Consider the following 14108-nt stretch of genomic DNA (forward strand, 5'->3'; position numbering starts at 1 on the left):
CGCACCGGCATCCGGGGAACCCGGACCGGTCAGGAGACGGCCGCGCCCAGGGCCACGAAGCCGCAGATCAGCACGAACAGCAGGGCCAGCAGCGGCCAGACGAACCGGAGGTACTTGTCGTAGCCGACCTTCGCCAGCGCCACCCCGCCGACCACCACGGCGGTGGTGGGCACCCACAGGTTCATCCAGCCGCTCGCCGACTGCCAGGCCGTCACCACCACCGCCCGCGACACCCCCGCGAAATCGGCCAGCGGGGCCAGGATCGGCATGGCCAGGGTGGCGTGCCCGGAGGTGGACGGGATCAGGAAGGCCAGCGGCAGGTTCACCAGGAACACGAAGACGGCGAACACCCCGGAGGAGGTGCCCTTCACCGCGCCCTCGATGGAGTGGAGCACGGTGTCGGTGATCCGGGAGTTGTTCATGATGACGGTGACCCCGCGGGCCAGCATGATCACCAGCGCCGGGGACATGAAGTCCGCCGCGCCCTGGATGATCGTCGAGCTCAGCTTGGCCTCGCCGAACCGGGCCACCACCCCCACCAGCACCGCAGCGCACAGGAACAGCGCGGACAGCTGGGGGAAGGACCAGTCGAGCTCCCAGCCGTAGGGCTTGGCGTCCGCCTTGCCGGACAGCGCGCTGGACCAGGGCACCACCGAGAAGATCATGAACGCGAAGACCAGCACCAGCAGCACCAGTACGGTCCGGTGCAGCGGGGTCAGCTCCGGCTCCTCCGGGGCGTCGGCCACCGCCTTCCGGTCCCGGTCGCCGGGCAGGAACCCGCAGATCGATTTGGCCGGATCCCGCTGGACCCGGCGCGCGTAGCGGATGACGTACAGCACGGTGACCGCCGTCAGCACGATCCACATCAGGAAGCGGAGCGCGATCCCGTCGCCCAGCGAGATGTCGGCGGCGGAGGAGGCCACCCCGGTGGCGAACGGGTTGACGGTGGAGCAGAGCACCCCGATCCCGGCGCCCAGGATCGCCGAACCGACCGCGACCAGCCGGTCGTAGCCCAGCGCCAGCATCATCGGGACCAGCAGCCCGTAGAAGCCCAGGGTCTCCTCGGCGAACCCTTCGACCGTGCCCAGCACCGAGAAGACCACCATCACCGCGGCGATCAGCAGCGCCCCGCGGTTCCGCAGCCGGTGCGCCAGCCGGGCGATGCCCCGGTCGAGGGCGCCGGTGGCGAACACCACCGTGATGAACGCGCCGATGGCGAGGACGAACAGGAACACCCCGGCGCTGCCGTAGAGGGCCCCGGTGAAGCTCGGGCCGACCTCGCCGGTCTGGCTGTCCTGGATGCCGTAGAGGCCGTTGACCGGGGACAGGAACAGGTCGTTCAGCCGGTCGGTGAAGCTCTGGGTGCCCTGGACCCGGTGGTAGGTGCCGGCGACCGGTGAACCGTCCTCGGAGCGGTCGTACAGGCCGGCCGGGACCAGGAAGGCCAGCAGCCAGACGGCCACCGTGACGATCGCCAGGATGGTGAGGGCGCTGGGGAAGGTGAACTTGCGGGGTGGCGGCGGCTCTTCGGGGGCCTGCGGCGGGGCCGTCGGGCCGAGCGGGCCCACCGGGGCCGGTCCGCTCCCGGTCACCGGGCGGCGCCGGTCGCCGAGGGGCGTCGGGTCCGTCCGTCCGCCGCCGGGGCCTGGGCTTCCGCCGGTGCCGCTGTGGGTCGACTCGCCGACCGGTGCGTGGGTTCCATCCGGCAGCGCCCTCCGATCCGGTCCGGGGTCTCCGCCGGTTCGCGGGCCCTTCCTCCGATCATGCGATCGGGGCGGCGGGGTCGCCGTGGGTGCGGGGCCGAGTGGGTGAACGGAGCCGGTCGGAGGGTCGGCCCGGGTTTCGGCGTGTCGTCCTCCGGCCTTGATCGTTTCTTCGGGTGGAGGATCGTATCCGCGAGGCATCGGAAGAGGGGCGGGCGCACGGTGGCCGCTTGGCAGGTCTTGGCGGGGGCGGGGCTGGTGGCGGCCCTCTGCCCGCTGCACGGCTTCGTGGACGTGGGGGACGGGACCGCCCGGGTGGAGGTCTGCGTGCCCGTGGTCCGGCTGCCGCCGGTCCACCCGGCGGCGCCCGGTTCCCCGGCCACCGCGCCGCCCGTACCGCCCTCGCCGGAGGCGGTCCGGCCGACCCGTACCGCGCGTCCCACCCCGGTCCGTCCGGCACCTTCCCGGCCCGCTCCGGCCCGGCCGGCCCCGGCCGCCGCCGACTGCGCGCCCGAGGGGAGCCGGCTGGCCGGCTGTGTGCCGCCCGGCCGGGCGGCCGTCCTCACGGACCCGCCCGAGCGGCCCCTGGCGGCCGCCCTGCCCGGCCCCGGCCGCCGCCCCGAGGCGGCCGTGCCCGAACCGGTACCGGGGGAGGCGCCCTTCGCCGGTACCCCGGCCCTGGCGCCCGCCGCACCGGGGGCGCCCGCCACCGCGGCGCCCGCGCCCCCCGCCCCGGCGCGTGGCGCGGCGGCCGCTCCCGCCCGGTTCCACGTACGCCCCTACCGGCCCACCGCGGTCCGGCAGAGCGGGGCCGGCGGGCTCTCTCCCATGATGCTGATGGCGGTGGTCACCACCCCGGCCGTGCTCGCGGCCGCGGCCCTGCGCCCGCGCGGCCGGGGCCGCGGAGCCTGACCCCGGGCGCCATCCCACCCGTCACATCCCACGCACCGCACCGCACCGCACCCACCGCACCCACCGCACCCCAGAACGGGAGCTCCCTCGTGTCCGAATGGCTGGTTCTGGCCATCGCCATGGCGCTCGTCTGCGCCCTCGTCCTCTCCATCACCACCATCCGGCACCGCCGGGTGGCCGCGGACGAGGACACCAGCGAAACCCCCGATGTCATCGAGTACATGACGATGATGGTCGGTGTGGTCTACGCGATCGTGCTGGGCCTGGCCATCGCCGGGGTCTGGGAGGCGCGCGGTGCCGCCGAGGACAGCGTGCGCCGCGAGGCGCAGTCCCTGTACGAGGTCACCCAGCGCTCCGACGTCTATCCGGCGGCCGTACGGGACCGGATCCGCGGCGAGGTGGACGCCTACGTCAGCCACACCGTGTCGGTGGACTGGCCGCGGATGACCGCGGGGGACACCCCCAGCGACGAGGGCGCCCTGCTGCTGGCCAAGCTGCGCACCGACGTCACCCACCAGAGCCCGGCCACCGAGCTCCAGGCCCAGGCCTACCAGCCGTTGCTGGACCACATCGCGGCCGCCGACGACGCCCGGCACTCCCGCACCCAGAGCTCCGGTTCCACCCTGCCGGGGGTGGTCTGGTTCGGGCTGCTGACCGGCGGGGTGGTGACCGTCGGGCTGATCTTCACCCTGCAGATCCGCCGCTCCGGCCGGGAGCTGCTGCTGGCCGGACTGTTCAGCGCGCTGATCGTGTTCCTGCTGTTCCTGGTGTGGAGCCTGGACGCGCCCTACGGACGGGAGGGAATCGATTCGGCGGCCCCGTTCCAGGACCTGTTCCCCCTCCTCGGCCTCTGACCCGGCCGAGCCGGCCGGACCGCGGACGCAAGGCCCCCGGACGCGAGGCCCCCGGACGCGAGGCCTACGGACGCGAGGCCCGCGGCGTCACGGGGTCTGCGGGGATCCGCCGGTGGTCGCGGCGGGGCGGCGGTGCCGCTCCACCACGGGGGAGCGGAGCGCCCGGGAGATCCCCACCAGGTCGCGGGGGCGTTCGCCGCTGGCCGAGGTGTAGGCGTCCGCCGAGCCGATGACCTTCTCCTCCGGGTCGGCCGCCCGGGCCCGCACCGCGGCCGCCACCATGGCCGCCTCGGCGGTGGCCTCGGCCTGCCGGGCGCCCGCGCCGGCGGCGAGCGCCGAGGCCCGGGCGCCCTCGCGCAGTTCGTGGTCGAAGTACGGGTCCAGGTGCAGCATCCCGTCGTGGATGTCCGCGACCCGCTGGGTGACCCGCAGGTCGGCCGGGGACCACCAGGAGATCCGGACCGCCCGGGAGCCGTGCGGGACCACCGTCCGCAGTTCCCGCCAGAGCGGCCCGAGCCCCCGGTAGGTGGCCCAGGTGTGCCAGCTGGCCGACAACCGCTGGACCAGCAGCGGCAGCACGAACCCGGTGCCGATGAGCAGGGCGGAGAAGGAGGCCACCGGCGGGGCCACGGTGCTGCTGAGCATGTCCCAGTCGTGCCCGGCCAGCCGGGCGAAGACGGCCGCGAACTTGGCCGCGTCGAAGACCAGGTTCAGGACGAACCCGATCACCATCAGGATCAGTCCGGACCGCAGCGACCCCCGCACGTGCAGCGACCAGCGCCGGCACAGCACGGTCATCACGATCGCCGCCCCGGTGTGCACCGTCAGGTACACCAGCACCATCTCGCGGATGAACGGAGTGTGCGCGTAGTACGTGTCGAAGTCGCGGAGCCGCTGTTCGGGGGCGTCGCCGATGGTGAACAGCAGGACCTGGGCGAGGATCGCGGCGCTGTAGACGCCCACGCACCAGCGCGACAGCCGGCGGGTGCGTTCCGGTGGCCCGCCCCGCCAGTTGATCAGCAGCAGCAGGCAGGAGGCGCTGAAGGCGGACAGGATGCAGTAGACCAGCGGTGCCGAGAAGTTGGGCACGCCGGTGATCCGGTTGACCGCGGCGATGGTGGGCGGCGCGGCGAAGAAGAACACCGAGCTGGCCACCAGCAGCAGCACGCTGACGGCCCGCACCAGCGGGTCCCGCCAGTGCCGGAAGAGTCCGGGCAGCTTGCAGGCGAACGCGACGACCAGTACGCCGGCCGGAATGTAGAAGTCCAGGCCTTCCAAGGTTCAGCCTCGCGGTCCTCGATAGCCCAGGGAGGCCTCGATCCGGCCGGCCAGCTCGTCCCGTTCGGAGACGGCGGGGCCGAGGGCGGCCGAGAGCCACGGCCGGCACTTGCTGCCCAGCAGCAGCCCGAAGGACTCCGCCTCGGTCTCCTCGCGCACATCGGCCCGGGTCCGGGCGGCGACCCGCCGGACCGTCTCGGTGATGTCGGCCTCGTCGGACAGCAGCCGGGCGGCGACGGCGGCGCCGTCGACGTGGTGGCTGCAGTGCCCCGCCTTCATGTGCCACAGCTCGTGGCCGAGGATGACCAGCTGGTGGTCCGGGGCGGTGCGCTCCTCGATCACGACCAGGTCCCGGTCCGCCATGTCGAGCCAGAGACCGCTCGCCGTTCCCGGCGGGAAGGAGGCCATCCGGAAGTCCACCCGGCGGCCGCGGTGTCTGCTCATCCCCTCGCAGAGGGCGGCGTAGAGGTCCACGGGCCCCGCGGGGGCTGCCTGCCGGATCCCGGCCACCAGCTCCCCGCACAGCCTCCGCTGCTCCCTGCCTATGCTCACCGTTCTCCCCGTCGGCACGGATCCTGATCAGGACTCAAGGTCGTTCCGTTTGACGCTTTCCAGCAGCATGTCCAGCCATTCAGTGACCTTGTCCCGATGTTTGTCACTGGGCAGCTGGGCGGCCCGCCAGGCGATCCCGCGTACCCCGTGATTCTGCAACAGCCGGGCCAGCGGGTCGTCATCGGCCGGGACCGGTTCGGCTGAAACCGTCTCCCGTTCTCGTTCCCGCTCACGGCCCGCGAAATCCTGTAGCAGCTGTTGTTCCGTGCGCTGGAGCGCGTCGGTGAGGGCGTCGGCGTCGTGCGCGGTGAGGAATCCGGCGTGCACCCCGAAGAAACGCTGGATCGCGTCACAGTGTTCCATCGTGGGGCGGCGGTCGCCGTTGATCAGTGCGCCGGCCTGTTGGCGGGACATGGCCGCGCCGTCGGCGATCTCCTGCTGGGTGTACCGGCGGCCGTTGGGCTTCACCCGGGTGCGGCGCAGCAGGTCGAGGCGCTGGAGGAAGCGTGTCTGGAGGTCCGGTTCGCCGGCGGGCCGGCCTTCCAGGAGGGCCTTGATCACATCCGCGGGGACTCCGGAGGCGTCCGAGAGCCGGCGCAGGTTGAAGACTTCGCCCTGTTTGCGGCCCAGTTTGTCCGCGAGGTCGGCCACGCGTGCGACGGTGGCGGCCAGGGGCATGGTGGCCACCGCGACGGGAGCCGGGAAGCCGTCTGTCACCAGTGGTTCTCCTAGATCACGTCAGGTCGGTTTCGGGCACGTGGTTGGCCCCTGGAGGCTAGCCTGTCCGGCCTTGGAGGGCTAGAACTTGCCACAGCTGTGGCGGGAATGCGCTGTCAAGGGGCTGGAATTGCCACAATAGTTGACACTCGAATGATTCGGGTAGCAGGATCGCCACACGGAAATGAAGATCCAGACCGTGAGAAGGGGGAGCTCTCGGTGCCACATCTCGCAGCGGTGGGCCCGTCCGACGGCCTCTCCCGCGCCGCCCGGACCGGTGAAGAAGGCCCGGCGGGTGATGAGCCCGTCCGTGGCACAGTGCGGCTGGAGCGCCGCAAGGAGATTTTGCGCCAGCGCCGCGAGGAACTGGGCCTGAGCCAGGAGGACGTAGCCGCCCGCCTGCGCATCAGTCTCCGCGCGTACGGGAATTGGGAACGCGGCCTCGTCAAGGAATGGACGGACCGCAAACTGCTCGCCCTGGCCGAGGCCCTGGAGATGAGCGAACGGCAGTGCTTCTGGCTGTTCCGGGTCATGGTCGACCGGGATCCGCCGCCCACCTGGCGCGCCCCGGAGGAGAACCGGCTGCCCGACGACCCGGCCCAGCGCGACTACCTCAGGGACTACGCGGCCCTGATGGAGGCCGTGCCGTACCCGAGCTTCCTGGTGGACCACCGCTGGGACGTGGCCCTCACCAACTCGGCCTTCGACCAGCTGTTCCAGGCCGTCCGCCCGCACCCGACGGCACTGCCCGACGACAACTTCCTGCGCTTCGTGCTGTTCCACCCGGACGCCGCCTCCGTCCTGGAGGACCACGAACCGGCCTGGTGCGTACCGCTGCTCGCGCAGTTCGCCACCGCGCTGGCCGCCGAACCGGAGGACGAGGGGCTGCGCAGCATCCGCCAGGAGGTGGCCCGGGACCCGTTCATGGAGGCCGCCTACCGGTACGGGGTGCCGCACTGGCTCAGCACGTACGGGGCCGAGGCCGCCGAACGCGACGGCGCCGTGCTCTCCGTGCGCCACCCGGACCCGGCGCGCGGACTGGTCCGCTGCCGGATCGTGTGCGAGACCGGCCGGAAGCTCACCGGCATGGGCTTCACCCGGATCACCCTGGTGCTGTCCGCCCCGCCCGGATCCACCGGACCGTCCGGCGGCCAGGCCGCTGCCGCCGCCGCCCGGCAGTCCGCCCCGCGGCTGCGCGCCGTGCCGCCGCTGGGGGAGTGAGCCGGCCCGCGGGCCCCGGTCGGTGACACTGGTGTGCGGTGGCACCGGCCACCGGGGCGCCGGGCGCCACCGACCGACGAAGGGTGGCAGGGACATGCGGCTGACGATCCTCGGCGGAGGCGGCTTCCGGGTACCGCTGGTCTACGGGGCCCTGCTCGCCGACCGGGCCCCCGGCCGGATCACCGAGGTCACCCTCTACGACGAGGACCACGCCCGGCTCACCGCCATCTCCCGGGTCCTCGCCGACCAGGCGGCCGGGATCCCCGACGCGCCCGAGGTCACCGCCACCCGGGACCTGGACGAGGCGCTGCGCGGAGCCGACTTCGTGTTCTCCGCCATCCGCGTCGGCGGACTCGACGGCCGGGCCGCGGACGAGCGGGTCGCCCTCGCCGAAGGCGTCCTCGGCCAGGAGACGGTGGGCGCCGGCGGGGTCGCGTACGGGCTGCGCACCGTGCCGGTGGTCCGGGAGCTGGCCCGCCGGATCGCCCGGACCTGCCCGGACGCCTGGGTCATCAACTTCACCAACCCGGCCGGCCTGGTCACCGAGGCCATGCGGGAGGAGCTCGGCGACCGGGTCGTCGGGATCTGCGACTCCCCGGTCGGGCTCGGCCGCCGGATCGCCCGGGTGCTGGGCGCCGCCCGCCCGGCCGAGGCCTGGATCGACTACGTCGGCCTCAACCACCTGGGCTGGGTGCGCGGACTGCGTCTGGACGGCCGGGACCAGCTGCCCCGGCTGCTCGCCGACCCGGTCGCCCTGGAGTCCTTCGAGGAGGGCCGGCTGTTCGGCGCCGAATGGCTGAGATCGCTCGGTGCCGTCCCGAACGAATACCTCCACTACTACTACTTCAACCGCGAGACGGTCCGCGCCTACCAGGAGGCCGAGCAGACCCGCGGGGCCTTCCTGCGCGACCAGCAGCGGGCCTTCTACGCGGAGACCGGCGCGGCCGGGCCGAACGGGGCGAACGGGCCGAACGGGGCGCCGGGCGCGGGGGCGGCGCTGGCCGCCTGGGACCGGACCAGGGCCGAGCGGGAGGCCACGTACATGGCCGAGAACCGGGAGACCGCCGGGGTCGGCGAACGGGAGCCCGAGGACCTGGAGTCCGGCGGCTACGAGCAGGTCGCCCTCGCCCTGATGCGGGCCATCGCCCGGGACGAGCGGGCCACCCTGATCCTCAACGTCGCCAACGGCTCCACCCTCTCCGTGCTGGACCCGGAGGCGGTGATCGAGGTGCCCTGCCTGGTGGACGCCAACGGCCCGCACCCGGTCGCCGTCGACCCGCTGCCCTACCACGCGGTGGGCCTGGTCACCGCCGTCAAGGCGGTGGAGCGCGAGGTGCTGGCCGCCGCCCGGGACGGCTCCCGGGCCACCGCCGTCAAGGCCTTCGCCCTGCACCCGCTGGTCGACTCGGTGAACGTGGCCCGCCGCCTGCTGGACGGCTACACCGCCGAGCACCCGGGGCTCGGCTACCTGCGCTGATCCCCGCCCGCCGGGTCCCGGGGCGGCGGCCGTGCCGGGCCCCGTACGGCCCAACGCGGCATGCGGGGGACCCGGCCCGCTGTGAGAGTGCGAGATGTGACCACAGCCCCCGCGACCGCCGAGGCGCCCCCCGTGCTGGACCGGAGACGGCGCAACATCGTCTTCGGCACGATCATGCTGGGGGTGCTGCTGGCGGCCCTCGACCAGACCATCGTGGGCACCGCCCTGCCCACGATCGTGGCGGACCTGGGCGGTGCCGCCCACATGTCCTGGGTGGTCACCGCCTATCTGCTCGCCGAGACCGTGGCCACCGTGCTCGTCGGCAAGTTCGGCGACCTCTTCGGCCGAAAACTGATCTTCCAGATCTCCGCGATCGTGTTCATCACCGGATCGTTCCTCTGCGGTCTGGCCGGCAACATGACCCTGCTGATCCTGTGGCGCGGCCTCCAGGGCATCGGCGCGGGCGGCCTGATGGTCACCTCCATGGCCCTGATCGCGGACGTGGTGCCGCTGCGCGAACGCGGCAAGTACCAGGGCGCGATCGGCGCCGTCTTCGGCGTGGCCACCGTCATCGGACCGCTCCTCGGCGGACTCTTCACCGACCACCTCAGCTGGCGCTGGTGCTTCTACGTCAACGTCCCCATCGCCGTCCTCGTCGTCTTCGCCGCCGCCCGCACCATCCCCTCCGTACGCTCCGCCACCCGCCCGGCCATCGACTACCTCGGCATCGCCCTGGTGGCCGTCGGCGCCAGCGCCCTGATCCTGGCCACCAGCTGGGGCGGCAACGAGTACGCCTGGGGCTCCCCGGTCATCCTCGGCCTCTTCGTCGGCGGCGCCGTCGCCCTCGCCCTGTTCTGCCTGGCCGAAACCCGGGCCGCCGCACCCATGCTGCCGATGCGGCTGTTCCGCAACCAGGTGTTCACGGTCTGCTCGGTGCTCAGCTTCGTGGTGGGCTTCGCCATGCTCGGCGCGATGACCTTCCTGCCCAGCTACCTCCAGTACGTGGACGGGGACTCGGCCACCGTCTCCGGAGTCCGCACCCTGCCCCTGGTCATCGGCCTGCTCATCGCCTCCGTGTTCAGCGGCAACGTCACCAGCAAGACCGGCCGGTACCGGGTCTTCCCGATCGTCGGTTCCCTGGTCATGGCCGTCGGCCTGTACCTGCTGTCGCTGATGGGCCGCGGCACCGGCGCCTGGCTGGAATCCCTGTTCATGTTCGTCCTCGGCACCGGCATCGGCCTGTGCATGCAGGTGCTCACCATCGCCGTGCAGAACACCGTGGACTACGCCGACCTCGGCACCGCCACCTCCGGCGTCACCTTCTTCCGCACCCTCGGCAGCTCCTTCGGCACCGCCGTGTTCGGCACCATCTACGCCAACCAGCTGGAGCCGGCACTCCGCCGCGGTGTCGAGGAGGCCGCCCGGGCCACCGGGGCCGACCCGGCCGCGCTGACCGCTGCCGCGCAGAGCCCCCAGGGGGTGCACGCCCTGGACCCGGCCGCGGCCGCCCCCGTCATCGACGCCTACGCGGAGGCCCTGCACACGGTGTTCCTGTGGACCGTGCCGGTGGCCCTCTTCGGATTCGTGGTGGCCCTGTTCCTCAAGCAGGTCACCCTGCGGGACACGGCACGGGCCGCCTCCACCGACATGGGCGACGGGTTCGGCTCCCCGGCCACCGCCTCCGGGGACTCCGCGAAACTGCTGGAACTGGCCGTCGGCAAGCTGGTCCGCGGCATGGGGCCGGAGACCGCCCGCGCCATCGTCGACTCCTCCGACACCCGGCTCGACATGGCCGGAGCCTGGACGGTCATGCAGGTGGACCTGCTGACCCGGACCGTCGGCCACGCCGGCCTCGGGCTCATCGCCGGGCGCCGCTCGCTGCCCCCCGAGGTGCTGGTGCCGGTCTTCGACCGGATGGTCGAGGAAGGTTTCCTCACCCGCCAGGGCGGCTACTTCACGCTGACCCGGGGCGGTCAGCGGGAGGCCGACGTGATCTCCGCCGCCTGGGCGAAGTGGCTGGGCGACCAGCTGGAGAAGGACCGGGGACGTCCGCGCAGCCACGAACTGCGGGCGGCGGCGGACGCGATCGCCAAGCGGCTGCTGGCGGAGGACCTGGAGTACGGCCTCTTCGCACCGCGCCCGGGCGGCGCCCTCCGGACCTGACGGACACCCGGATCCGGAAGCCGTGGGGAACCTTCGGGTCGGGCCGTCCGTCTCAACAGATGGGTAACGGAACGGTACCCGGAGGTTACGGGGGAGTGGGGGACCGCTGATGCGGGTCACATTGGGCGAGGAGATCATGCTGCTGTCGCTGGACGACGAGTCCGGGGCGGCGAGATCACGGCAGTCGGCCGGCTGGGCGGTGGCCGGCGGCCTGCTGCTCGAACTGGTCATGGCGGGGCGGGTGTCGGTCACCGGCTCCTATCTGGAGGTGCTCGACACGCGGCCCACCGGAGAGCCGCTGCTCGACGGCAGACTGGCCCAGCTGGAGACCTGGATGAAGGGCCGCAGAAAGCGCCGGATCACCGACTGGCTGGCCAAGGACCACACCAAGGCGGTGGGGGCGGCCGTGGAGCGGCTGGCCGAGCGGGGACTGGTGGTGGAGGAACGGCACCGGGTGCTGGGCCTGTTCCCGGTCCGCCGCTATCCGGAGGCGGACGGGAGCATCGAACGGGAACTCCGGGAACGGCTGACCGCCGCGGTCCTGGGCAGGACCGACCCGGACGAGCGGACGGCGGGCCTGACGGCCCTGCTGCACTCGGCCCGGCTGCATCCGCTGGCCTTCCCGGACCTGCCGCGGCGGGAGGTGACCCGCCGGATGGCGGAGATATCGGCCGGCGAGTGGGCGGCCGAGAGCGTCCGGGTGGCCATCCGGGACATGCAGGCCGCGGTGATCGCGGCCACCGCCGCCTCGGCGGCGGCCGCCGTCTCCTGAGGCCTCGGCCGCCGGTTCCTACGGGGTGGCCTCGCCGTGGGCCGTCACCGTCGGGTAGTCGTACGAGGGGACCTCGGGCAGGCCGCCGAGGTCGGGGCGCCAGACCCGCAGGACCGCGGCCGAAGGGGCGTAGAGCGCTGCGGGGATCCGCTCGGGGGCGAACCACTCCCAGCGGGCGATCTTGTCGGGCTCGGTGACGGCCGGGGTGCCCTCGGCCGCCTCGGTGAGCGCGGCCGCCGTCAGCCGGGTGCAGCCGGCCGGGGCGCCGGGTGCGGAGCCGGATGCCGTGCCGGGTGCGGAGCCGGATGCCGTGCCGGGTGCGGTGCCGGCTGACGTCTCGGCCAACGGGTCGGTGGGTCCGGCGAGCTGCACGGCGAGCACCCGGACCGCCGCCGGGTCGGTCTTCAGCGAGGTCTCCTCGGCCAGTTCGCGGGCCGCGGCCTGCTCGAAACCCTCCCCGGGATCCACCTTGCCGCCGGGCAGCTCCCAGCGCCCGTCGTGTGCCTGCCCGAGGAGGACCCGGCCGGTCCCGTCCAGCACGATCAGGCCCACTCCGACGACGGCGTGGGGCCGGGGCGCGCCCCGCTCGGGACGCTCGTGCTCCGGGTGCGGGGCTGCGGTGGTCATCGTCCGGTTGCTCCTTCGGTGCGGTCGGTTCCGGCGGGCCGGGCCCGCAGGTGGATGCGTTCTCCCTGGGGTCCGAACAGGCTCAGGAACTCCACGGGCTGCGGGCCCGCGTTGAAGAACACGTGCGGGGTGCGGGTGTCGAACTCGGCCGCCTCGCCGGCCGTCAGGACCAGGTCGTGCGTGCCCAGCAGCAGCCGCAACCGTCCGGACAGCACGTACAGCCATTCGTAGCCCTCGTGGACCCGCTGCTCGGGAGAGCACGGACCGGTGCCGGCCGCCGGGTCCGGGGCGGGCGGCAGGATCGTCTTGAAGGCCCGCATGCCCCCGATGCTGCGGGTCAGTGGCACATGGGTGCGCCCGTCCCGGACGAAGGGCTTCGCCCGGATCCGCGGATCCCCGGTCTCGGGCGCGCCGACCAGCTCGTCCAGGGCCACCCGGTGGGCCCGGGCCAGCGGCAGCAGCAGCTCCAGGGTGGGCCGGCGCTGACCCGACTCCAGCCGGGACAGTGTGGAGAGCGAGATCCCGGTGGTCTCGCTGAGCTGGGCGAGCGTGGTGCCGCGGGCCCGCCGCAGCTCCCTCAGCCGGGGCCCCACGGCGACGAGCACCTCGGCGAGCTCCCGGTCCGACTCCTGCCCACGCCCCTGATTCCGGTCCTGATCGTGCGCCATGCCTCCATTTGCCGATTCGGCAACATGGTTTGTCAAGCGGGCGGGCTCGCGCGCAGGCTCACGGGGAAGGACACCAGCGGAGACGAGGGGTGAGCGGCCATGGGAGCAGAGGCGGCAGTGGCAGTGGCAGGGACAGTGGCCACGGACAGGGATGTGGACGTGCTGGTGGTGGGCGGCGGGGCCGCCGGGCTGAGCGGGGCGCTGACCCTGTCCCGGGCCCGGCGCACGGTGCTGGTGCTGGACTCCGGCACCCCGCGGAACGCCCGCGCCGCGGATCTGCACGGCTTTCCGGGCCATGACGGTGCCGTCCCCGCCGAGTTCACCGCCCGGTTGCGGGCGGAGGCCGAGGGGTACGGGGTGCGGTTCGCCCGTACCGAGGCGGTCTCGGCGGACCGGCTGCCCGGGGGCGGATTCCTGGTGCACGCCGCCGACGGCCGTACGGTCCGCGCCGCCCGGCTGCTGGTGTGCACCGGACTGACCGATGTCCTGCCCGGGCTCCCGGGGCTGGCCGAGCGCTGGGGCCGGGACGCGCTGCACTGTCCGTACTGCCACGGCTGGGAGGTGCGCGGCCGGCCGCTGGCCGTGCTCGCGACCGGCCCGGGGGCCGTCCGGCAGGCACAGCTGTGGCGGCAGTGGAGCGACCGGATCACCCTGCTGGGGAACGGGGTCCGGTTCTCGACGGAGCAGCACCGGGAACTGGCCGCCCGGGACATCGCGGTGACCGGGGGCGAGGTGGCCGGCCTGCGGATCTCGGCCGATGACCGGCTCACGGGCGTGGAGCTCGCCGACGGTACGGCGGTGCCTTGCGAGGCGCTGGTGGTCGCGCCCCGGTTCGCCGCCCGTGCCGGACTCCTCACCGGACTCGGCCTGCCGCTGACCGAGGTGCGGCGGGACGGCGAGGTGCTCGGCACGGTGGTGGACTCCGAACCGCTCACCGGGGCCACCCTGCTGCCGGGGGCATGGGTGGCCGGGAACGTCACCTCCCCGACCGAACAACTGCTGGGCGCGGCCGCCCAGGGGGCCCGGGCGGCCGTGTCGATCAACGCGGACCTGATCGCCGAGGAGATCCGCCGGGCCGTGGACGACCCCCGGTTCGAGCCGGCGGGGGGCCGCTGACCGGCGGTGACGGCCGCTCGCTCTGGTGTGCGGGTTTCGGCCGGTCCG

At 73.5% G+C, this 14108-nt stretch carries 13 protein-coding genes; 7 read left to right on the forward strand and 6 right to left on the reverse strand.

Annotation, left to right across the window (positions count from 1 at the left end; genetic code table 11):
• Positions 1-29: 29 nt before the first annotated feature.
• The gene (locus tag ACZ50K_RS10650; RefSeq protein ID WP_468901160.1) at positions 30-1568 is read right to left on the reverse strand and encodes a YfcC family protein; all 1539 of its coding nucleotides are present in this window, start codon (positions 1566-1568) and stop codon (positions 30-32) included.
• 357 nt (positions 1569-1925) lie between these two features.
• On the opposite strand from ACZ50K_RS10650, the gene ACZ50K_RS10655 reads away from it, so the two are divergent.
• Both ACZ50K_RS10655 and ACZ50K_RS10660 read left to right on the forward strand, forming a co-directional pair.
• Positions 1926-2615: a hypothetical protein gene (locus ACZ50K_RS10655; RefSeq protein ID WP_468900344.1), complete on the forward strand. Its 690-nt coding sequence runs from the start codon at positions 1926-1928 to the stop codon at positions 2613-2615.
• Between the two features lie 89 nt (positions 2616-2704).
• Entirely contained in the window at positions 2705-3469 is a 765-nt protein-coding gene (locus ACZ50K_RS10660; protein WP_468900346.1) for a bestrophin-like domain, read from the forward strand.
• Between the two features lie 87 nt (positions 3470-3556).
• Here the strand turns inward: ACZ50K_RS10660 and ACZ50K_RS10665 are convergent, their stop codons facing one another.
• From ACZ50K_RS10665 to ACZ50K_RS10675, 3 genes are read right to left on the reverse strand one after another with little or no spacing between them, the layout of a single operon-like run.
• On the reverse strand, positions 3557-4747 hold the full coding sequence (locus ACZ50K_RS10665; protein ID WP_468900349.1) for an MAB_1171c family putative transporter: 1191 nt from the start codon (positions 4745-4747) through the stop codon (positions 3557-3559).
• A gap of 3 nt (positions 4748-4750) precedes the next feature.
• A complete protein-coding gene (locus tag ACZ50K_RS10670) occupies positions 4751-5299 on the reverse strand; it encodes a toxin-antitoxin system, toxin component (protein WP_468900352.1) in 549 nt (182 codons plus the stop codon).
• Positions 5300-5326: 27 nt separating this feature from the next.
• Positions 5327-6016, reverse strand: coding sequence for a helix-turn-helix domain-containing protein (locus tag ACZ50K_RS10675; RefSeq protein ID WP_468900355.1), 690 nt, complete (start codon positions 6014-6016; stop codon positions 5327-5329).
• A 219-nt stretch (positions 6017-6235) separates the two neighbouring features.
• Between ACZ50K_RS10675 and ACZ50K_RS10680 the strand changes: the two genes are divergently transcribed.
• From ACZ50K_RS10680 to ACZ50K_RS10695, 4 genes are all read left to right on the forward strand, one after another.
• Positions 6236-7237, forward strand: coding sequence for an MmyB family transcriptional regulator (locus ACZ50K_RS10680; protein WP_468900358.1), 1002 nt, complete (start codon positions 6236-6238; stop codon positions 7235-7237).
• A 94-nt stretch (positions 7238-7331) separates the two neighbouring features.
• Positions 7332-8714, forward strand: a complete 1383-nt coding sequence (locus tag ACZ50K_RS10685; protein WP_468900361.1) for a 6-phospho-beta-glucosidase — start codon at positions 7332-7334, stop codon at positions 8712-8714.
• Positions 8715-8774: 60 nt separating this feature from the next.
• Positions 8775-10877 (forward strand): MDR family MFS transporter, encoded by a 2103-nt coding sequence (locus ACZ50K_RS10690; protein WP_468900364.1) that lies wholly within the window; start codon positions 8775-8777, stop codon positions 10875-10877.
• A 109-nt stretch (positions 10878-10986) separates the two neighbouring features.
• A complete protein-coding gene (locus ACZ50K_RS10695; protein WP_468900367.1) occupies positions 10987-11649 on the forward strand; it encodes a GOLPH3/VPS74 family protein in 663 nt (220 codons plus the stop codon).
• Between the two features lie 18 nt (positions 11650-11667).
• Here the strand turns inward: ACZ50K_RS10695 and ACZ50K_RS10700 are convergent, their stop codons facing one another.
• Together ACZ50K_RS10700 and ACZ50K_RS10705 are read right to left on the reverse strand one after the other, a co-directional pair.
• Positions 11668-12276, reverse strand: a complete 609-nt coding sequence (locus ACZ50K_RS10700) for a nucleotide triphosphate diphosphatase NUDT15 (protein ID WP_468900370.1) — start codon at positions 12274-12276, stop codon at positions 11668-11670.
• Positions 12273-12944: a helix-turn-helix domain-containing protein gene (locus ACZ50K_RS10705; RefSeq protein WP_468900373.1), complete on the reverse strand. Its 672-nt coding sequence runs from the start codon at positions 12942-12944 to the stop codon at positions 12273-12275. The genes ACZ50K_RS10700 and ACZ50K_RS10705 overlap by 4 nt, the downstream gene beginning before the upstream one ends.
• Before the next feature lie 135 nt (positions 12945-13079).
• On the opposite strand from ACZ50K_RS10705, the gene ACZ50K_RS10710 reads away from it, so the two are divergent.
• Positions 13080-14060: an NAD(P)/FAD-dependent oxidoreductase gene (locus tag ACZ50K_RS10710; protein WP_468900376.1), complete on the forward strand. Its 981-nt coding sequence runs from the start codon at positions 13080-13082 to the stop codon at positions 14058-14060.
• The last annotated feature ends 48 nt before the right edge of the window (positions 14061-14108 follow it).

This window comes from Streptomyces sp. NPDC033845 (genome assembly GCF_055576225.1).